Below are 19,491 nucleotides of genomic sequence, written 5' to 3' on the forward strand. Positions count from 1 at the left end.
CCCTTGGTAGATGTTAATAGATTTGAATATATGCAAATCGGCCTCGCTTCCCCCGAAAAGATCCGTTCATGGTCTTTCGGGGAAGTGAAAAAGCCGGAGACGATCAACTATCGTACACTCAAACCGGAGAAAGACGGTTTGTTCTGTGAACGTATCTTTGGTCCAACAAAAGACTGGGAATGTTACTGTGGTAAATACAAACGGATCCGCTATAAAGGAATCATTTGTGACCGCTGTGGCGTTGAAGTCACGAAGTCGAAAGTCCGTCGTGAGCGCATGGGTCACATCGAGCTCGCAGCACCGGTTTCGCACATCTGGTACTTCAAAGGAATTCCTAGTCGTATGGGACTCGTCCTCGACATGTCACCGCGTGCGTTAGAAGAGATCATCTACTTCGCGTCGTACGTCGTCACAGATCCAGGCGAATCGACACTTGAGAAGAAACAACTCCTTTCAGAGAAAGAATACCGTGCATATCGTGAGAAGTTCGGTCGTTCGTTCACTGCTGAAATGGGTGCGGAAGCAGTTCGTAAATTGCTCCGTGACGTGGAACTCGATAAAGAAGTCGCTGCATTACGTGAAGAGCTTCGTATGATTCAAGGACAACGTCGTACGCGTGCGATCAAACGCCTTGAAGTCCTCGATGCGTTCCGTAACTCAGGCAACAATCCAGAATGGATGGTGCTTGAAGTACTTCCAGTCATCCCACCGGAACTTCGTCCGATGGTTCAACTCGATGGCGGACGTTTCGCAACGTCTGACTTGAACGACTTGTACCGCCGCGTCATCAACCGTAACAACCGTCTCAAGCGTCTTCTTGACCTTGGCGCTCCGAACATCATCGTTCAGAATGAAAAACGGATGCTTCAAGAAGCAGTCGATGCTTTGATCGATAACGGTCGTCGTGGTCGTCCAGTCACTGGACCAGGTAACCGTCCACTTAAATCACTTTCACACATGTTGAAAGGGAAACAAGGACGTTTCCGTCAAAACTTGCTCGGTAAACGTGTCGACTACTCTGGTCGTTCGGTTATCGTCGTTGGTCCAAACCTGAAGATGTATCAATGTGGTCTTCCAAAAGAAATGGCCCTTGAGCTCTTCAAACCGTTCGTCATGAAAGAACTCGTCTCTCGTGGCATCGCACCGAACATTAAGAGTGCGAAACGGAAAATCGAGCGCGTTCAACCTGAAATCTGGGATGTCCTCGAAGAAGTCATCCGTGAGCATCCGGTTCTCTTGAACCGTGCACCGACACTTCACCGTCTCGGTATCCAGGCATTCGAACCAACGCTCGTCGAAGGACGCGCGATTCGCCTTCACCCACTCGTATGTACGGCGTACAACGCCGATTTCGATGGTGACCAAATGGCGGTTCACGTACCACTTTCGGCAGAAGCACAAGCAGAAGCACGTCTTCTCATGCTCGCTGCACAAAACATCTTGAACCCGAAAGACGGTAAACCTGTCGTTACACCATCGCAGGATATGGTCCTCGGTAACTACTACCTCACGCTCGAACGCGAAAACGCGATCGGCGAAGGTAAAATCTTCTCGACAGTGAACGAAGCGCTCATCGCTTACCAAAATGGTTATGCGCACTTCCATACACGTGTTGCGATTCCAGCCGGCGTTCTGAAAAACCCGACATTCACGGAAGAGCAAAACGAGAAATTATTGATTACAACAGTCGGTAAGTTGATCTTCAACGAGATCCTCCCAACGACGTTCCCTTACTTGAACGAACCAACGATGACGAACCTTCAAGAAGCGACGCCAGACAAGTACTTCCTTGAAAAAGGAACAGATGTCGCGGCAGAACTGAAGAACCGTCCGATCATCGACCCGTTCAAAAAAGGATTCCTTGGAAATGTCATCGCGGAAGTCTTCAAACGGTTTGAGACAACAGAAACAAGCCGCATGCTCGACCGCATGAAAAACCTCGGATTCAAACACTCGACTCGTGCCGGTATCACGGTAGGGATCGCGGACATCATCGTTCTTCCGGATAAACAAGAAATTCTTGTTGAAGCGCAGGACAATGTCGACCGCGTCATGAAATCGTACCGTCGTGGTCTCATCACAGAAGACGAGCGCTATGAGCGCGTCGTTAAATCGTGGAATGATGCGAAGGATGAAATTCAGTCTCGTCTGATGAAATCCCTCAACCGTCTCAACCCGATCTTCATGATGAGTGACTCCGGTGCCCGTGGTAACGCGTCGAACTTCACGCAGCTCGCTGGTATGCGTGGACTCATGGCCGCTCCAAGTGGACGGATCATCGAGCTCCCGATCAAATCATCGTTCCGTGAGGGTCTAACGGTACAGGAATACTTCATCTCAACACACGGTGCGCGTAAAGGTCTTGCCGATACAGCCTTGAAAACGGCTGACTCAGGTTACCTGACTCGTCGTCTCGTTGACGTCGCTCAAGACGTCATCATCCGTGAAGATGATTGTGGAACGGATCGTGGTATCCGCGTCACAGCACTCCGTGAAGGAACGGAAGAGATCGAAAGCCTCTACGACCGCCTCGTCGGCCGTACTGCATTCGAAAACGTCGTTCACCCAGAAACAGGAGAAGTCCTCGTTTCAACGAACGAACTCATCGATGAAGACATCGCTCGTGCAATCACGGACGCAGGTGTCGATAACGTTGAGATCCGCACTGCCTTCACATGTAACACAAGCCATGGTGTCTGTAAGAAATGTTACGGACGCAACTTGGCAACAGGCAACGACGTCGAAGTCGGCGAAGCTGTCGGTATCATCGCGGCACAATCAATCGGTGAGCCAGGAACGCAGCTTACGATGCGTACCTTCCACACAGGTGGGGTTGCCGGGGATGATATCACACAAGGTCTTCCGCGTATCCAAGAGTTGTTCGAAGCGCGTAACCCGAAAGGTCAAGCGGTCATCTCGGAAATCGATGGTCAAGTCATCGACTTCACGGAATCGCGTGACAAACGTGAATTGACGGTCCAAGGACTCAGCGAAACACGCACATACACGATCCCATTCGGTTCGCGTCTACGTGTTCAGCTCGGGGACGAGGTCAAAGCCGGTCAAGTCTTCACGGAAGGTTCGATCGATCCGAAAGAACTCTTGAACGTTAAAGGTGTATCCGGCGTTCAGAACTACTTGCTCCAAGAAGTTCAAAAAGTATACCGGATGCAAGGGGTTGAGATCGGTGACAAACACGTCGAGGTCATGGTTCGCCAAATGATCCGTCGCGTACGTGTCATCGAGTCTGGTGAGACTTCACTCTTACCAGGTTCGCTCGTCGATATCAGCACGTTCAAGGAAGCTTGTAAAGAAGCGCTCCGTAACGGGAAAGCTCTCGCTTCGGCGAAACCAGTTCTTCTCGGTATCACGAAAGCGTCACTTGAAACAGATTCATTCCTATCGGCTGCGTCGTTCCAAGAAACGACTCGTGTCCTTACGGATGCAGCGATTAAAGGGAAGAGCGACTACCTTCGCGGCTTGAAAGAGAACGTCATCATCGGTAAGTTGGTTCCAGCTGGTACTGGGATGGCACGTTACCGTCAGATCGATCTCGAAGTAGCTGGCGAAGCACCTGTAGAAGCCGATTCTCCGGTAGAATAAAACGCCTTGACACGCCGGTATGGCGGTGCTACTATGATATAGTGTTGCCAACCGGCTGTGTTATTTTGGAGGATATCTTCATGTCTTACAAAAAAGTAGTCGGCGCAGATTTGAAGTTTGTCGGTCAAAAGCAAACGCTCAAAGCATTGCGATCTGGCAAGGCGTCGGAAGTGATCATTGCGGATGACGCAGATGAACACGTAAAACAAGCATTGCTCGATGCGGCGAAACAAGCTAACGTTCCAGTCGTGAATGTTCCTTCTAAGCAAGAGCTTGGAAAAGCTTGTGGAATCGATGTCGCAGCAACCGCTGTTGCCATTAAGAAAGTTTGATAATGCGTTTTGTGTGGCGATGGAATGCCTGAGCCACGCAAAACGTTTCATTATGACTTTCGATGAACCACCCGGCTCGGTGGTTTTGAAATTTGTCATGAATTCAGGAAGGGAGGATCTCAAAGATGCCTACTATCAACCAATTAGTCCGTAAAGGACGTCAATCAAAAGTTGTGAAATCAGATTCGCCAGCGCTGAACAAAGGGTACAACAGCTTCATTAAAGCTCGTACTGACATCAGCTCACCACAAAAACGTGGTGTTTGTACTCGTGTAGGTACAATGACTCCGAAGAAACCGAACTCGGCTCTTCGTAAATACGCACGTGTACGTTTGACGAACACAATGGAAGTAACAGCTTACATCCCAGGTATCGGCCACAACCTTCAAGAGCACAGTGTTGTTCTTATCCGCGGCGGCCGCGTAAAAGACTTACCAGGGGTACGTTACCACATCGTTCGTGGTGCGCTTGATACAGCTGGTGTTGACGGCCGTATGCAAGGTCGTTCGAAATACGGTACGAAACGTCCTAAAGTTAAAAAATAATCTAGATATCTTAAGATATCACCTCACTATATGAAAGGAGGGACTCGGAATGCCACGTAAAGGTCAAGCAGAACGTCGTGATGTAATGGCTGATCCGATCTACAACTCTAAACTCGTTACCCGCCTTATCAACCGTCTTATGTTAGATGGTAAAAAAGGTACTGCTCAACAAATCTTATACAAAGCTTTCGAAACTATCGCTGAACGTTCAGGTCGCGATGCAATGGAAGTCTTTGAAGAAGCGATGAACAACATCATGCCAGTTCTTGAAGTTAAAGCACGCCGTGTAGGTGGAGCTAACTATCAAGTTCCTGTCGAAGTTCGCCCAGAGCGTCGTACGACACTCGCACTTCGTTACCTCGTGAACTACTCACGTCTCCGTAACGAAAAAACTATGGATGCGCGCCTTGCTAACGAAATCATGGACGCTGCAAACAACACTGGTGCTTCTGTTAAGAAGCGCGAAGATATGCACAAAATGGCGGAAGCGAACAAAGCGTTTGCTCACTACCGCTGGTAATTCCGAAAATCACCACCTCATGCATGCCATTTTTAATGGAATTATGAGGTGGCTTTCGGGTATAGTCATGACGTGTGGCAACACACGACCACTAAACTAAAATGCGAAAGGAGAATGTTTAAAGATGGCAAGAGAATTCTCCCTTAAGAACACTCGTAACATCGGGATCATGGCTCACATCGATGCTGGTAAAACAACAACGACTGAGCGTATCCTGTATTACACGGGTCGTATCCACAAGATTGGTGAAACGCACGAAGGTGCTTCACAAATGGACTGGATGGAGCAAGAGCAAGAGCGTGGGATCACGATTACATCGGCAGCAACAACTGCTCAATGGAAAGGTAACCGCGTAAACATCATCGATACACCTGGACACGTAGACTTCACAGTTGAGGTTGAACGTTCACTTCGCGTACTTGATGGTGCGGTAGCAGTACTTGACGCTCAGTCTGGTGTTGAGCCACAAACTGAGACAGTATGGCGCCAAGCTACAACTTACGGCGTACCACGTATCGTTTTCGTTAACAAAATGGATAAAATCGGTGCAGACTTCTTGTACTCGGTTGGAACGCTTCGCGAACGCCTCCAAGCGAACGCACACGCGATCCAAATTCCAATCGGTGCGGAAGATGAATTCAAAGGAATCATCGACCTCGTCGAACAGAAAACATACATGTACGGCAACGATCTCGGAACTGACATCGAAGTGACTGACGGTTTCCCAGCTGATCTCGCTGATCAAGCTGAAGAACTCCGTGGATCATTGATCGAAGCAGTTGCGGATTACGAAGAAGAATTGATGATGAAATACCTCGAGGGTGAAGAAATCACAATCGACGAGTTGAAAGCGGCTATCCGTAAAGCAACTCTGACAGTTGACTTCTATCCTGTACTCGTAGGTTCGGCATTCAAGAACAAAGGTGTTCAGCTTATGCTTGACGCAGTTCTCGATTACCTCCCATCACCAATCGACGTAAAAGCGATCTCAGGTATCGACATGGATACGGATGAAGAAATCGTGCGTGAGTCTTCGGACGAAGCACCATTCTCTGCACTCGCGTTCAAAGTCATGACTGACCCTTACGTCGGTAAACTTACATTCTTCCGTGTGTACTCTGGTACAGCTTCGGCAGGATCGTACGTTAAAAACTCAACAAAAGGCAAACGTGAGCGTCTTGGACGTATCCTTCAAATGCACGCAAACAGCCGTGAAGAGATCCCGATGGTATACGCGGGTGACATCGCTGCAGCTGTAGGTTTGAAAGATACAACTACTGGAGATACGCTTTGTGCAGAGAAAGACAACGTCGTTCTCGAATCAATGACATTCCCAGAACCGGTTATCTCGGTCGCTATCGAACCAAAAACGAAAGCTGACCAAGATAAAATGGGTCAAGCCCTCGCTAAGCTTGCTGAAGAGGATCCAACGTTCCGCACTGAAACAAACCCAGAGACTGGTCAAACGATCATCTCAGGTATGGGTGAGCTTCACCTCGACATCATCGTTGACCGTATGCGTCGCGAGTTCAAAGTCGAAGCAAACGTTGGTGCTCCACAAGTAGCTTACCGTGAAACGATCCGCCAAGCGGCGAAGATCGATTCGAAGTTCGCTCGTCAATCTGGTGGTCGTGGTCAGTATGGTCACGTCGTCGTAGAATTCGAGCCGAACGAAGAAGGCGCTGGCTTCGAGTTCAACAACAAAATCGTCGGTGGTGTTGTTCCACGTGAATACATCCCAGCGGTTGAGCACGGAATCGAAGAAGCACTTCAAAACGGTATCCTTGCTGGTTACCCGGTCGTTGACGTAAAAGCTTCACTCGTCTTCGGATCGTACCACGATGTCGACTCAAACGAGATGGCATTTAAAGTTGCGGCTTCAATGGCAGTCAAACAACTTAAAGATAAGAGCGGCGCTGTTATCCTTGAGCCAATGATGAAAGTTGAAATCGTCATCCCAGACGAATACATGGGAGACATCATGGGTGATGTTACATCACGCCGTGGTCGCGTAGAAGGTATGGAAGCACGCGGTAACGCTCAAGTTGTCCGTTCAATGATTCCACTTTCTGAAATGTTCGGATACGCTACTGGTCTTCGTTCACGCACACAAGGTCGCGGAACGTACTCGATGCACTTCGATCACTACGAAGAAGTACCGAAATCAGTTGCGGAAGAAATCATCAAAAAAGCAAACGGCTAATCCTTCACAGGTTGTCACGCTTTTATGATTAGTGTAAGCTAAGGAAGGTGTACGTTATCTTACGACTCACCTTCCTAGTTATAAAAAATTATTAGACACATAGAGGAGGAATTCAGAATGGGTAAGGAAAAATTCGACCGTTCTAAACCGCACGTTAACGTTGGTACAATCGGCCACGTCGACCACGGTAAAACAACTTTAACAGCAGCTATCTCAGCTGTACTTGCAAAAGCACAAGGTAAAGCTGCAACTAAGTTTGACCAAATCGATGGTGCTCCAGAAGAGCGCGAGCGCGGTATCACAATCGCAACAGCTCACATCGAGTACGAAACAGAAAAACGCCACTATGCACACGTTGACTGCCCAGGTCACGCTGACTATGTTAAAAACATGATCACTGGTGCTGCACAAATGGACGGCGCGATCCTCGTTGTTTCTGCAACAGATGGTCCAATGCCACAAACACGTGAGCACATCTTGCTTTCACGTCAAGTAGGTGTTCCTTTCATCGTAGTATTCATGAACAAAGTTGACATGGTTGACGACGAAGAGCTTCTTGAGCTCGTCGAAATGGAAATCCGTGAGCTTCTTTCTGAGTACGACTTCCCAGGTGATGACCTCCCAGTTATCCAAGGTTCTGCTCTTGGCGCGCTTAACGGCGAAGCTAAATGGGAAGAAAAAATTCTTGAACTCATGTCAGCTGTCGATGAGTACATCCCAGAACCAACTCGTGACACTGAAAAAGACTTCATGATGCCAGTTGAGGATGTCTTCTCAATCACTGGTCGTGGTACAGTTGCTACTGGCCGCGTTGAGCGTGGAGTTCTTAAAGTCAACGACGAGATCGAAATCGTTGGTCTTCACGAAGAAACTAAAAAATCAGTATGTACTGGTGTAGAGATGTTCCGTAAGCTTCTTGACTATGCTGAAGCTGGCGACAACATCGGTGCTCTTCTCCGTGGTGTATCACGTGACGACATCGAGCGTGGACAAGTTCTCGCGAAACCAAACACAATCACACCACACAAAAAGTTCAAAGCGCAAGTTTACGTTCTTTCTAAAGAAGAGGGTGGCCGTCACACGCCATTCTTCGCGAACTACCGCCCGCAGTTCTACTTCCGTACAACTGACGTAACTGGTATGGTTCAACTTCCAGAAGGTACTGAAATGGTTATGCCTGGGGACAACATCGAAATGACTGTTGAACTCATCGCACCAATCGCTCTTGAAAAAGAAACTCGTTTCTCAATCCGTGAAGGTGGCCGTACAGTAGGCGCTGGATCAGTTACAGAAATCGTTGAGTAATTTTTAAGACAAAGGTCTTCCGTCTCCCGTGGCGGAAGACCTTTTTTCATTTCTTTGAAAACAGTCTTGCAACATGGTCTGACATCTTATATACTGAGGAAAGTGTTTGTGCGAGTGGTGAGAGACTTGAATACATATTCTATTTTATTAGTGCTTGCATTCTTGCTGGTGATTCAGTATGATAGAATATGTTGGTCACAAACACAACGCGATGAAGCGGGAGGTTATGACACACCAGGCGGCATTGCCATGGCTAGTGTGGAAATTTCCGCGGAGAATGTCTATTTACGAAATAGGCGAAAAGGAGGGAAATAACATGGCAAATGAAAAAATTCGGATCCGTTTGAAAGCATACGATCACCGCGTGCTTGATCAATCGGCTGAGAAGATTGTCGACACAGCAAAACGTTCAGGTGCTACTGTATCTGGTCCGATCCCACTCCCAACGGAGAAAGCGGTCTACACAGTACTTCGTGCCGTTCACAAGTACAAAGATGCTCGTGAGCAGTTCGAAATGCGTACACACAAACGTTTGATCGACATCGTTAACCCAACACCGAAAACTGTTGATGCGCTTATGCGTCTCGAACTTCCATCGGGCGTTGACATCGAAATCAAACTTTAATTTTTCTTCTATAGATAGTTGATACTAGCCAGAAGATCAAAATCATTCAATATTAGGAGGTGTATCTCATGGCTAAAGGAATCTTAGGAACTAAACTCGGTATGACACAAATCTTCAACGAGTCAGGCGAAGTCGTCCCTGTTACTGTCGTTTCAGTCGAAGGTAACGTTGTTCTTCAATTGAAAACAACGGAAGTTGACGGTTACGAAGCAGTTCAACTCGGCTTTGGTGATATCAAAGAAGGTCGTCAAAACAAACCGCAAAAAGGTCACGCTGCGAAAGCAAACGCGACACCTAAGCGCTTCATTAAAGAAATCCGTACATCAGTAGCAGATTTCGAAATCGGTCAAGAGATTAAAGCAGATACTTTCGCTGCAGGCGAAATGGTTGATGTAACAGGTACGTCGAAAGGTAAAGGTTTCGCTGGTGCAATCAAGCGTCACAACCAATCACGTGGTCCAATGGCTCACGGTTCGCGTTACCACCGTCGCCCAGGTTCAATGGGTCCTGTTGCTCCTAACCGTGTATTCAAAGGGAAATTGCTCCCTGGACGCATGGGTGGAGAGCAAATCACTGTTCAAAACCTTGAAATCGTAAAAGTTGATGCAGAACGCGGCTTACTCCTCGTCAAGGGTGCTATCCCAGGCGCACGTAAGAGCCAAGTTGTCATCAAAACTGCGGTTAAAGGCAACTAATCCGTTTGCAAGGAAAGGAGGAATAACGAATGCCTAAAGTAGCTTTGCTTAACCAAACAGGTACACAAGTTGGAGACATCGAGCTCGCAGATGCCGTTTTCGGAATCGAGCCAAATGAAGCAGTCGTATACGATGCAATCGTCATGCAACAAGCTTCACGTCGCCAAGGTACACATGATACAAAAGGTCGCTCGGAAGTTCGCGGTGGCGGCCGTAAACCATGGAAACAAAAAGGTACTGGTCGTGCACGCCAAGGTTCGATCCGTTCGCCACAATGGGTTGGCGGTGGAACAGTCTTCGGTCCAACACCACGTTCGTACGCTTACAAACTTCCTAAAAAGGTTCGTCGTCTCGCACTTCGTTCAGCACTTTCTTCGAAAGTCGCTAACAACGAGTTCATCGTTCTTGAAGGATTGACAATCGATGCTCCTAAAACTAAGGACATGATCGCAGTATTCGCTGCTCTTTCAATCGAACGTAAAGTTCTCGTCGTTACTGCTGATTACAACGAGTCAGTCGTTCTTTCAACACGCAACATCCCAGGTGTCACAGTCGTTGACGCTGCAGGTGTAAACGTCCTTGATCTTGTCGCTCATGACAAAGTCATCATTACGAAGGACGCTGTTGCGAGAGTAGAGGAGGTGCTTGCATAATGGCACACACACACGACATTATCAAACGTCCTGTCATTACTGAACGTTCAGTAAACCAAATGGCTGAGAAAAAGTACACATTCGAAGTAGACGTGAAGGCATCTAAGACTCAAATCAAAGATGCAGTTGAAGCGATCTTCGGAGTGAAAGTTGACAAAGTCAACACATTGATCTCAAAACCAAAAGCAAAACGCGTAGGTCGTCACGCTGGTTACACAGCACGCCGCAAAAAAGCGGTCGTCACGCTTACTGCAGATAGCAAAGAACTCGATTACCTCGGTTAATCGGAACTCTGTAGAAAAGGAGGGAACTCTCGATGGGAATTAAAAAGTTTAAACCGACCACTAACGGTCGTCGTAATATGACTGCACTTGACTTTGCTGAGATTACGGCTTCACGTCCTGAAAAATCGTTAACTGAAAAGCTTTCGAAAAAGGGCGGACGTAACAACCAAGGTCGCTTGACAGTACGTCACCAAGGTGGCGGACACAAACGTAAATATCGTATCATCGACTTCAAACGGAACAAGGATGGCATCGCTGGTCGTGTCGCTACAATTGAGTACGATCCAAACCGCTCTGCTAACATCGCATTGATCCACTACATCGATGGTGAAAAACGCTACATCCTCGCACCGAAAGGCTTGAAAGTAGACATGCAAGTCATGGCTGGACCAGAAGCTGACATTAAAGTCGGTAATGCTCTTCCACTTTCAAACATCCCAGTCGGTACGTTGATCCACAACATCGAACTTAAGCCAGGTAAAGGTGGTCAGCTCGTTCGCGCAGCTGGTACTTCTGCTCAGCTTCTCGGTAAAGATGGTAAATACGCGATCGTTCGTCTTCAATCAGGCGAAACTCGTATGATCCTTGCTACTTGCCGTGCAACAGTCGGCGCTGTCGGTAATGAAGAGCACGAGCTCGTCAATATCGGTAAAGCTGGTCGTTCACGCTGGCTCGGAAAACGTCCTACAGTTCGTGGTTCTGTCATGAACCCAGTCGATCACCCACACGGTGGTGGTGAAGGACGTGCTCCAATCGGTCGTTCGGGCCCACTTACTCCTTGGGGTAAACCGGCACTCGGATACAAAACTCGTAAGAAAAACAAAGCGAGCGATAAATATATCGTCCGTCGTTCTAAAAAATAATTACATGATTTCTGGACGGTTCGTAGGAACCGTTCCTGAATCATGCCAAAGGGAGGTACAACTATGGGTCGCAGCTTGAAAAAAGGTCCATTCGCAGATCACCATCTGCTCGCTAAGGTTGATAAAGCCAACGAAGCTGGTGACAAACATGTCATCAAAACTTGGTCACGCCGCTCGACAATCTTCCCAGAGTTCATCGGTCACACGATCGCTGTCTACGATGGTCGTAAACACGTACCGGTTTACGTGACAGAAGATATGGTCGGTCACAAACTTGGTGAATTCGCTCCAACACGTTCTTACAAAGGACATGCTGGAAACGATAAGAAAACGAAACGTTAATCTGAGGGGAGGTACTCATTATGCAATCAAAAGCATCGGCTAATATGGTTCGCATTGCTCCTCGTAAGGCACGTCTCGTAGTAGACTTAATCCGCGGGAAGCAAATCGGCGAAGCACTTTCGATTCTTGCTTACACGAACAAGGCAGCAACGCCAATCGTTGAGAAAGTATTGAAATCGGCAATCGCGAACGCTGAGCACAACTTCGACATGAACATCGAAAACCTCGTAGTCACTGAGGCTTACGTAAACGAAGGTCCAACGCTCAAACGTTTCCGCCCACGTGCAATGGGTCGCGCAAGCCGCATCAACAAACGTACGAGCCACGTTCACATCGTGGTATCTGAAAAATAAGGAGGGATTACCGTGGGTCAGAAGATTAACCCAACTGGTCTTCGCGTAGGTATCATCAAAGACTGGGAATCACGTTGGTTCGCAGATAAAGACTATGCTGATCTCCTTCATGAAGACTACGTAGTTCGTGAATATATCGAAAAACGTCTTAAAGACGCTAGTGTCTCTAAAGTAGAAATCGAGCGCGCAGCTAACCGCTTGAACATCTCACTTCACACTGCTAAGCCTGGTATGGTTATCGGTAAAGGCGGTTCTGAAATCGAAACACTTCGTAAAGACATCACTAACCTTGCAAAAGGCAAACGCGTTCACGTTAACGTCGTTGAAGTGAAAAACCCGGATGCAGTTGCTAAGCTCGTCGCTGAGAACATCGCTCGCCAACTTGAAGGTCGCGTATCGTTCCGTCGTGCTATGAAGCAATCAATCCAACGCTCAATGCGTTCTGGTATCAAAGGAATCAAGACTGAAGTTTCTGGTCGTCTTGGTGGCGCTGATATCGCTCGTTCTGAGAAGTATTCGGAAGGAACAGTTCCACTTCATACACTCCGTGCAGACATCGATTACGGTACTGCAGAAGCTGATACAACTTACGGCAAAATTGGCGTAAAAGTATGGCTCCACCACGGTGAAGTGCTTCCTACGAAAAAAGCAGCAGCAAACGAAGAATAATCCACATCCGTCTAGGGAAGGAGGCAACACAACATGTTGTTACCAAAACGTGTAAAATATCGTCGTGTTCACCGCGGCAACATGCGTGGTAAAGCGAAACGTGGTACTACAGTACACTTCGGCGAGTTCGGTATCCAAGCTCAAGAAGCTAGCTGGATCACTAGCCGTCAAATCGAATCAGCGCGTATCGCGATGACTCGTTATATGAAACGTGGTGGTAAAGTGTGGATCAAGATCTTCCCACACAAGCCATACACTAAAAAACCTCTTGAAGTCCGAATGGGTTCAGGTAAAGGTGCTCCGGAGGGCTGGGTAGCAGTCGTCAAACCGGGTAAAGTAATGTTCGAAATCGCAGGAGTATCGGAAGAGATCGCACGCGAAGCTCTCCGTCTTGCATCACACAAACTTCCAGTAAAATGTAAGTTCGTAAAACGTGAAGAAAATGGTGGTGATACGAATGAAAGCAACTGATCTCCGTCAGCAAACAACTGAAGAGCTTAACGGTAAAGTCGGTTCGTGGAAAGAAGAGTTGTTCAACCTTCGTTTCCAACTCGCGACTGGTCAGCTTGAGAACCCTGCTCGTATCCGTGAAGTGCGCAAGTCGATTGCACGCGCGAAAACCGTTCTTCGTGAACGCGAACTCGGCATCAACAACGCATAATTCACTCGGATTCTGAGAGGAGGAACACTCAATGGAACGCACTAACAACCGCAAAGTGTTAACTGGACGCGTCGTTTCTGACAAAATGGACAAAACGATCGTAGTTACAGTTGAAACAAAAGTAAAGCACAAGCTTTACGGCAAACGCGTAAACTACTCTAAAAAGTACAAAGCGCATGATGAAAACAACACAGCTAAAATCGGTGATGTTGTACGCATTCAAGAAACACGTCCATTATCTAAGGACAAACGTTTCCGTCTCGTAGAAGTCATTGAAGAAGCAGTAATCATCTAAACTCTAATTAGTTCGGGTGAATAAACATCCGGAGGGAGGTACAATCGTATGATTCAACAAGAATCTCGCTTAAAAGTAGCAGACAACTCAGGAGCTCGTGAAGTCTTGACGATCAAAGTCCTCGGTGGTTCTGGTCGTAAAACTGCTAACATCGGTGACGTTATTGTTTGTACAGTAAAACAAGCAACACCAGGTGGCGTTGTCAAAAAAGGTGAAGTTGTACGCGCAGTAGTCGTTCGTACTAAACGTGGCGTTCGTCGTAAAGACGGTTCGTACATCCGTTTTGACGAAAACGCAGCAGTCATCATCAAAGATGACAAAAGCCCACGTGGCACACGTATCTTCGGACCAGTCGCACGCGAACTTCGTGAAAAAGACTTCATGAAGATCGTCTCGTTGGCACCGGAAGTACTTTAATTCCAAAGAATTCCTACAAGGAGGTGCTCTAACGATGCATGTCAAAAAAGGTGATAAAGTTCAGGTTATGACTGGTAAAGACAAAGGCAAACAAGGCGTTGTCCTTACAGCTATGCCTAAAAAAGATCGCGTAATCGTCGAAGGCGTTAACATGATCAAAAAACACTCAAAACCTTCTCAACTCAACCCGCAAGGCGGAATTGTCGAGAAAGAAGCACCGATTCACGTATCGAACGTTATGCTCATCGACCCTAAGACAGGTAACCCAACACGCGTTGGTTTCACTGTGGTTGACGGCAAGAAAGTACGTATCGCTAAAAAATCGGGCGAAGCTTTAGATAAATAAGAAGATTTAAAGAAAGGAGGTCCACTTTCTGATGAACCGTTTAAAAGCTAAATACCAAGACGAAATCGTCAAAGTAATGATGGAGAAATTCAATTACAGTTCTGTAATGCAAGCGCCGAAAGTCGATAAAATCGTAATCAACATGGGTGTTGGTGACGCTGTTACGAACTCTAAGGCACTTGACATGGCAGTTGAAGAGCTTCAGCTCCTCACTGGTCAGAAACCACTCATCACGAAAGCTAAGAAATCAATCGCTGGTTTCAAACTTCGTGAAGGTATGCCAATCGGTGCGAAGGTTACACTTCGTGGCGAGCGCATGTACGAATTCCTCGACAAGTTGATCAACGTGTCACTTCCACGTGTACGTGACTTCCGTGGCGTATCGAAAAAATCTTTCGATGGCCGTGGTAACTACACGCTAGGCGTGAAGGAACAATTGATCTTCCCAGAGATCGACTACGATCGCGTATCGAAAGTCCGTGGTATGGACATCGTTATCGTAACTACTGCTAACACGGATGAAGAGTCACGTGAGCTTCTCACTGCACTCGGCATGCCATTCCAAAAATAAGGGAGGTCGACAACATGGCTAAGAAATCAATGATCGCACGTGAAGTAAAACGTCAAGCACTCGTTGAGCGCTACGCTGAAAAACGCGCAGAATTGAAAGCACAAGGCGACTACATCGGCTTGAGCAAACTCCCACGTAACTCTTCAGCGGTTCGTTTACACAACCGTTGTAGTATCACTGGCCGTCCACACGGTTACATTGGTAAATTCGGTATCAGCCGTATTAAGTTCCGTGATCTTGCTCATAAAGGTCAAATCCCTGGTGTTAAAAAAGCAAGCTGGTAATTCATTAAAGTTGTGAAAGGAGGTACATCGCATGGTTATGACAGATCCGATTGCAGATATGCTTACACGCATTCGTAATGCAAACATGGTTCGCCATGAGAAGTTGGAAATGCCAGCTTCTACAATCAAACGTGAAGTCGCTGAAATCCTCAAACGTGAAGGTTTCATCCGCGATGTTGAATATCTCGAGGACAGCAAACAAGGTACGCTCCGCGTATTCCTTAAATACGGCGCAAGCAACGAGCGCGTCATCACTGGACTCAAACGTATCTCGAAACCAGGTCTTCGCGTTTACGCGAAAGCTGATGAAATCCCGAAAGTACTCGGTGGTCTCGGAATCGCTATCGTTTCAACATCTAAAGGTGTAATGACTGATAAAGAAGCTCGCCAACAAAAAGTCGGCGGCGAAGTGATCGCATACATCTGGTAATACACGCATAAAAAGAACGGAGGTGTCTTAAATGTCACGTATTGGTAAAAAGCCAGTCGTCATCCCAGCAGGCGTTACAGTAACAGTTGAAAACAACACGGTTACGGTAAAAGGTCCTAAAGGGGAACTCTCACGCGAGTTCAGCCCAGCTATGGCGATCAACGTAGAAGGTAATGAATTGACTGTCACTCGTCCGAACGACGAGAAAGCAAGCCGTACGATCCACGGAACGACTCGTGCGCTTATCGCGAACATGGTCGAAGGTGTAAGCAACGGTTTCGCTAAGACACTCGATATCCAAGGTGTTGGTTACCGTGCACAAAAGCAAGGTAACAAAATCGTACTCAACCTCGGTTACTCACACCCAATCGAGTACACTCCGGAACAAGGCATCGAAGTCGAAGTTCCTACGAATACGCAACTCATCGTTCGCGGAATCAGCAAAGAACGTGTTGGTCACGTCGCTGCATTGATCCGTTCGTACCGTCAACCTGAGCCGTACAAAGGTAAAGGTATTCGTTACAGTGATGAAGTCGTTCGTCGTAAAGAAGGTAAAACAGGTAAGTAATTCGCGAATGCGAATTGACCGGAAAGGAGTGGCATAAATGATCTCAAAGGCAGATAAAAACGCTACGCGTAAAAAACGTCATGGTCGTGTCCGTCGTACAATCATCGGGACTGCAACACGTCCACGTATGAACGTATTCCGTTCGAACAAGAACATTTACGTACAAGTCATTGACGATGCAACACATGCAACACTCGCATCTGCATCATCACTCGACCTTGAAAAAGGCAACACGACTGACGCTGCGGCAGCAGTTGGTAAGCTCGCAGCTGAGCGCGCTCTTGAAAAAGGTATCGAAACAGTCGTTTTCGACCGTGGAGGATATCTCTATCATGGACGTATCAAAGCTGTAGCTGAAGCAGCTCGTGAAGCTGGTCTCAAATTCTAATAGAAAAGGAGGGAACCTCTACATGCGCCAGTTAGAAATTAACATGGATCAACTCGAAGAACGCGTTGTTACCGTAAACCGCGTCGCGAAAGTAGTAAAAGGTGGCCGTCGCTTCCGTTTTGCTGCCCTCGTCGTCGTTGGTGACAAGAATGGTCACGTAGGTTTCGGTACGGGTAAAGCTCAGGAAGTGCCTGAAGCGATCCGTAAAGCAATCGAAGATGCTAAGAAAAACATGGTTAACGTTCCAATCGTTAACACAACAATTCCACACGAAGTCAACGGTGTATTCGGTGCAGGTCACGTCTTCTTGAAGCCTGCTTCTGAAGGTACTGGAGTCATCGCTGGTGGTCCAGTTCGTGCGGTTCTCGAATTAGCGGGAATCAACGACATTCTTTCAAAATCACTTGGATCAAGCACTCCAATCAACATGGTTCGTGCGACTGTCGAAGGTCTCACATCACTCAAACGTGCTGAAGAAGTTGCGAAACTCCGCGGTAAAACCGTCGAAGAACTTCGCGGTTAAGAAAGGGAGGGAAAACAGATGGCGAAACTCGCAGTTACCCTCACACGCAGCATGATCGGTCGTCCGGAGAACCAACGCGTTACTACTCGTACGCTTGGTCTCCGTAAGATGCACCAGACTGTTGTCGTACCTGACAACGCTGCTATGCGTGGGATGATTAACCACGTGTCACACTTAGTGACAGTAAAAGAAATTCAAGAGTAATAGTTCGATATAATTTTATGAGGAGGTGCCCCACTATGAAACTCCATGAATTGAAACCAGCTGCTGGTTCACGTTCAGAACGCAACCGTGTAGGTCGCGGTATGTCTTCTGGTAACGGTAAGACTTCTGGCCGTGGTCACAAAGGTCAAAAAGCTCGTTCAGGCGGTGGTGTTCGTCCAGGTTTCGAAGGTGGACAAAACCCACTTTACCGTCGTTTACCAAAACGCGGCTTCAACAACCCAACTCGTAAAGAGTTCGCGGTCATTAACCTTGACACACTCAACCGTTTTGAAGAAGGAACTGAAGTCACTCCAGAACTTCTTGTCGAGACTCGTGCAGTCAAAGGCATGAAAGACGGCGTGAAAATTCTTTCTAACGGTAAGATCGAAAAGAAACTAACAGTCAAAGCTCATAAGTTCTCCGACGCTGCGAAGCAAGCAATCGAAGCTGCCGGCGGTACGGTTGAGGTGATCTAATGTTTCAAGCGATCTCCAATATGTGGCGCGTAGCTGACATTCGTCGGCGCATTCTCTTTACCTTGGCATTGGTTATCGTGTTCCGGATTGGAGCACATATCCCGGTGCCGATGGTAAACACGGAAGTGTTCAAGATTGACCAGAATGGTATTCTTGGTTTCTTGAACTCGTTCGGCGGGAATGCTTTGCAGAATTTCTCACTCTTTGCGATGGGAATCATGCCGTATATCACGGCCTCGATCGTTGTCCAACTCTTACAGATGGACGTTGTTCCAAAGTTTGCCGAATGGGCAAAACAAGGAGAGGCGGGCCGTAAGAAGTTAGCAACGGTAACGCGCTATGGAACGATCGTACTCGGCTTAGTCCAAGCGTTTGGAATCGCGCTTGGATTTAACCGTATCTACCCAGGTCTTGTCGACGAACAGTTCGGCACCTGGACATACGTTATGATTGCACTCGTATTGACAGCGGGAACAGCATTCTTGATGTTCATCGGTGAACTCATCACGGAGAAGGGCATTGGTAACGGGATATCAATGATCATCTTCGCTGGGATCGTCGCGGGCTTCCCGAATGCATTCCGCCAGATTTACGAAACGAAGCTCCAAAATGCAGGGGATGCTTTGTTTGTAAACGTGCTTTATATCGTACTCTTGCTTTTAATCATCATTGCGGTCATCGTCGGAGTCATCTATGTTCAGCAAGCTGCACGTAAGATTCCGATTCAGTACGCTAAGCGTACGGTGAACCGGACACCAGTTGGCGGTCAATCGGCACACTTGCCGATTAAATTGAACGCTGCCGGTGTTATTCCAGTCATCTTCGCGGTGTCGTTCATGGTGACGCCACCAACGATTGCGAGTTTCTTTGCAAGTCCGGAGACGGCAACGAAGATCCGTGACATTTTCGACTATACGAGTCCAATCGGTATGTCGATCTATGTGGCACTGATCATCGCGTTCTCGTACTTCTACACATTCGTTCAGGTTAACCCGGAACAAATGGCAGAGAACCTTCAAAAACAAGGCGGATACATTCCTGGTATTCGTCCTGGTAAGCAAACGGAGCAGTACATCACGAAGATTCTATACCGTCTGACATTCTTCGGTTCACTCTTCCTCGCTGTCATCGCGGTGACGCCGACATTCTTCATTAAGTTTGCTGGCTTACCGAACTCGGTGCAGATTGGTGGAACGAGCTTGTTGATCGTCATCGGTGTAGGACTAGAGACGATGAAACAGATTGAAAGCCAATTGGTTAAACGACACTACAAAGGCTTTATCCGATAAGGCGGGAGGAAGGGGACCATCCCTTTCCTTTCTGTTGTGTCTATAGA

28 protein-coding genes are annotated in these 19,491 nt (G+C 47.5%); all 28 read left to right on the plus strand.

From position 1 onward, the window contains the following. Window positions 1-3 precede the first annotated feature (3 nt). On the plus strand, window positions 4-3,603 hold the full coding sequence (rpoC, locus tag KNQ08_RS15785; RefSeq protein ID WP_050677143.1) for a DNA-directed RNA polymerase subunit beta': 3,600 nt from the start codon (window positions 4-6) through the stop codon (window positions 3,601-3,603). Between the two features lie 80 nt (window positions 3,604-3,683). Continuing rightward, window positions 3,684-3,935, plus strand: coding sequence for a ribosomal L7Ae/L30e/S12e/Gadd45 family protein (locus KNQ08_RS15790; protein WP_023466620.1), 252 nt, complete (start codon window positions 3,684-3,686; stop codon window positions 3,933-3,935). Between the two features lie 125 nt (window positions 3,936-4,060). Further along, window positions 4,061-4,480, plus strand: coding sequence for a 30S ribosomal protein S12 (gene rpsL / locus KNQ08_RS15795; RefSeq protein ID WP_023466621.1), 420 nt, complete (start codon window positions 4,061-4,063; stop codon window positions 4,478-4,480). 49 nt (window positions 4,481-4,529) lie between these two features. After that, window positions 4,530-5,000: a 30S ribosomal protein S7 gene (gene rpsG / locus KNQ08_RS15800; protein WP_023466623.1), complete on the plus strand. Its 471-nt coding sequence runs from the start codon at window positions 4,530-4,532 to the stop codon at window positions 4,998-5,000. A gap of 124 nt (window positions 5,001-5,124) precedes the next feature. Next, the gene (gene fusA / locus KNQ08_RS15805) at window positions 5,125-7,203 is read left to right on the plus strand and encodes an elongation factor G (RefSeq protein ID WP_050677142.1); all 2,079 of its coding nucleotides are present in this window, start codon (window positions 5,125-5,127) and stop codon (window positions 7,201-7,203) included. A gap of 117 nt (window positions 7,204-7,320) precedes the next feature. Next, window positions 7,321-8,508: an elongation factor Tu gene (gene tuf / locus KNQ08_RS15810; RefSeq protein ID WP_058266098.1), complete on the plus strand. Its 1,188-nt coding sequence runs from the start codon at window positions 7,321-7,323 to the stop codon at window positions 8,506-8,508. A gap of 316 nt (window positions 8,509-8,824) precedes the next feature. Further along, window positions 8,825-9,133: a 30S ribosomal protein S10 gene (gene rpsJ, locus KNQ08_RS15815; protein ID WP_029343090.1), complete on the plus strand. Its 309-nt coding sequence runs from the start codon at window positions 8,825-8,827 to the stop codon at window positions 9,131-9,133. Window positions 9,134-9,201: 68 nt separating this feature from the next. After that, a complete protein-coding gene (rplC, locus tag KNQ08_RS15820) occupies window positions 9,202-9,828 on the plus strand; it encodes a 50S ribosomal protein L3 (RefSeq protein ID WP_023466629.1) in 627 nt (208 codons plus the stop codon). Window positions 9,829-9,857: 29 nt separating this feature from the next. Beyond that, a complete protein-coding gene (gene rplD / locus KNQ08_RS15825) occupies window positions 9,858-10,481 on the plus strand; it encodes a 50S ribosomal protein L4 (RefSeq protein ID WP_023466630.1) in 624 nt (207 codons plus the stop codon). Beyond that, on the plus strand, window positions 10,481-10,765 hold the full coding sequence (rplW, locus tag KNQ08_RS15830) for a 50S ribosomal protein L23 (protein ID WP_023466631.1): 285 nt from the start codon (window positions 10,481-10,483) through the stop codon (window positions 10,763-10,765). Before rplD ends, rplW begins: the two co-directional genes overlap by 1 nt. A gap of 32 nt (window positions 10,766-10,797) precedes the next feature. Further along, window positions 10,798-11,628, plus strand: coding sequence for a 50S ribosomal protein L2 (gene rplB / locus KNQ08_RS15835; RefSeq protein WP_023466632.1), 831 nt, complete (start codon window positions 10,798-10,800; stop codon window positions 11,626-11,628). 63 nt (window positions 11,629-11,691) lie between these two features. Then, a complete protein-coding gene (gene rpsS, locus KNQ08_RS15840) occupies window positions 11,692-11,970 on the plus strand; it encodes a 30S ribosomal protein S19 (protein WP_012369013.1) in 279 nt (92 codons plus the stop codon). 20 nt (window positions 11,971-11,990) lie between these two features. After that, entirely contained in the window at window positions 11,991-12,323 is a 333-nt protein-coding gene (gene rplV / locus KNQ08_RS15845) for a 50S ribosomal protein L22 (protein WP_012369014.1), read from the plus strand. A gap of 12 nt (window positions 12,324-12,335) precedes the next feature. After that, the gene (gene rpsC, locus KNQ08_RS15850) at window positions 12,336-12,992 is read left to right on the plus strand and encodes a 30S ribosomal protein S3 (protein WP_023466633.1); all 657 of its coding nucleotides are present in this window, start codon (window positions 12,336-12,338) and stop codon (window positions 12,990-12,992) included. A gap of 33 nt (window positions 12,993-13,025) precedes the next feature. Continuing rightward, the gene (gene rplP / locus KNQ08_RS15855) at window positions 13,026-13,463 is read left to right on the plus strand and encodes a 50S ribosomal protein L16 (RefSeq protein ID WP_012369016.1); all 438 of its coding nucleotides are present in this window, start codon (window positions 13,026-13,028) and stop codon (window positions 13,461-13,463) included. Beyond that, window positions 13,450-13,653, plus strand: coding sequence for a 50S ribosomal protein L29 (gene rpmC, locus KNQ08_RS15860; RefSeq protein ID WP_012369017.1), 204 nt, complete (start codon window positions 13,450-13,452; stop codon window positions 13,651-13,653). Before rplP ends, rpmC begins: the two co-directional genes overlap by 14 nt. Before the next feature lie 31 nt (window positions 13,654-13,684). Further along, a complete protein-coding gene (gene rpsQ, locus KNQ08_RS15865; RefSeq protein WP_023466634.1) occupies window positions 13,685-13,948 on the plus strand; it encodes a 30S ribosomal protein S17 in 264 nt (87 codons plus the stop codon). A gap of 48 nt (window positions 13,949-13,996) precedes the next feature. Then, window positions 13,997-14,365: a 50S ribosomal protein L14 gene (gene rplN / locus KNQ08_RS15870; protein WP_012369019.1), complete on the plus strand. Its 369-nt coding sequence runs from the start codon at window positions 13,997-13,999 to the stop codon at window positions 14,363-14,365. 34 nt (window positions 14,366-14,399) lie between these two features. Beyond that, window positions 14,400-14,711 (plus strand): 50S ribosomal protein L24, encoded by a 312-nt coding sequence (gene rplX / locus KNQ08_RS15875; protein WP_012369020.1) that lies wholly within the window; start codon window positions 14,400-14,402, stop codon window positions 14,709-14,711. 31 nt (window positions 14,712-14,742) lie between these two features. After that, window positions 14,743-15,282 carry a 50S ribosomal protein L5 gene (rplE, locus tag KNQ08_RS15880; protein ID WP_023466635.1) on the plus strand — a complete coding sequence of 180 codons (540 nt, stop codon included), beginning with the start codon at window positions 14,743-14,745 and terminating at the stop codon, window positions 15,280-15,282. A 14-nt stretch (window positions 15,283-15,296) separates the two neighbouring features. Beyond that, on the plus strand, window positions 15,297-15,566 hold the full coding sequence (gene rpsN, locus KNQ08_RS15885) for a 30S ribosomal protein S14 (protein ID WP_023466636.1): 270 nt from the start codon (window positions 15,297-15,299) through the stop codon (window positions 15,564-15,566). A gap of 31 nt (window positions 15,567-15,597) precedes the next feature. Next, entirely contained in the window at window positions 15,598-15,996 is a 399-nt protein-coding gene (rpsH, locus tag KNQ08_RS15890; RefSeq protein ID WP_012369023.1) for a 30S ribosomal protein S8, read from the plus strand. 31 nt (window positions 15,997-16,027) lie between these two features. Continuing rightward, window positions 16,028-16,564, plus strand: a complete 537-nt coding sequence (gene rplF, locus KNQ08_RS15895; protein WP_023466637.1) for a 50S ribosomal protein L6 — start codon at window positions 16,028-16,030, stop codon at window positions 16,562-16,564. Window positions 16,565-16,601: 37 nt separating this feature from the next. After that, the gene (gene rplR / locus KNQ08_RS15900; RefSeq protein WP_023466638.1) at window positions 16,602-16,952 is read left to right on the plus strand and encodes a 50S ribosomal protein L18; all 351 of its coding nucleotides are present in this window, start codon (window positions 16,602-16,604) and stop codon (window positions 16,950-16,952) included. Between the two features lie 22 nt (window positions 16,953-16,974). Next, window positions 16,975-17,475, plus strand: a complete 501-nt coding sequence (rpsE, locus tag KNQ08_RS15905) for a 30S ribosomal protein S5 (protein ID WP_023466639.1) — start codon at window positions 16,975-16,977, stop codon at window positions 17,473-17,475. 18 nt (window positions 17,476-17,493) lie between these two features. Next, window positions 17,494-17,679 (plus strand): 50S ribosomal protein L30, encoded by a 186-nt coding sequence (rpmD, locus tag KNQ08_RS15910; RefSeq protein ID WP_023466640.1) that lies wholly within the window; start codon window positions 17,494-17,496, stop codon window positions 17,677-17,679. 35 nt (window positions 17,680-17,714) lie between these two features. Then, window positions 17,715-18,155 (plus strand): 50S ribosomal protein L15, encoded by a 441-nt coding sequence (gene rplO / locus KNQ08_RS15915; RefSeq protein WP_035399353.1) that lies wholly within the window; start codon window positions 17,715-17,717, stop codon window positions 18,153-18,155. Beyond that, window positions 18,155-19,444, plus strand: a complete 1,290-nt coding sequence (gene secY, locus KNQ08_RS15920; protein WP_023466642.1) for a preprotein translocase subunit SecY — start codon at window positions 18,155-18,157, stop codon at window positions 19,442-19,444. Before rplO ends, secY begins: the two co-directional genes overlap by 1 nt. The last annotated feature ends 47 nt before the right edge of the window (window positions 19,445-19,491 follow it).

Origin of the sequence: Exiguobacterium sp. s46, from assembly GCF_018618875.1 — a bacterium.
GTDB classification, from domain to species: Bacteria; Bacillota; Bacilli; order Exiguobacteriales; family Exiguobacteriaceae; genus Exiguobacterium_A; species Exiguobacterium_A abrahamii.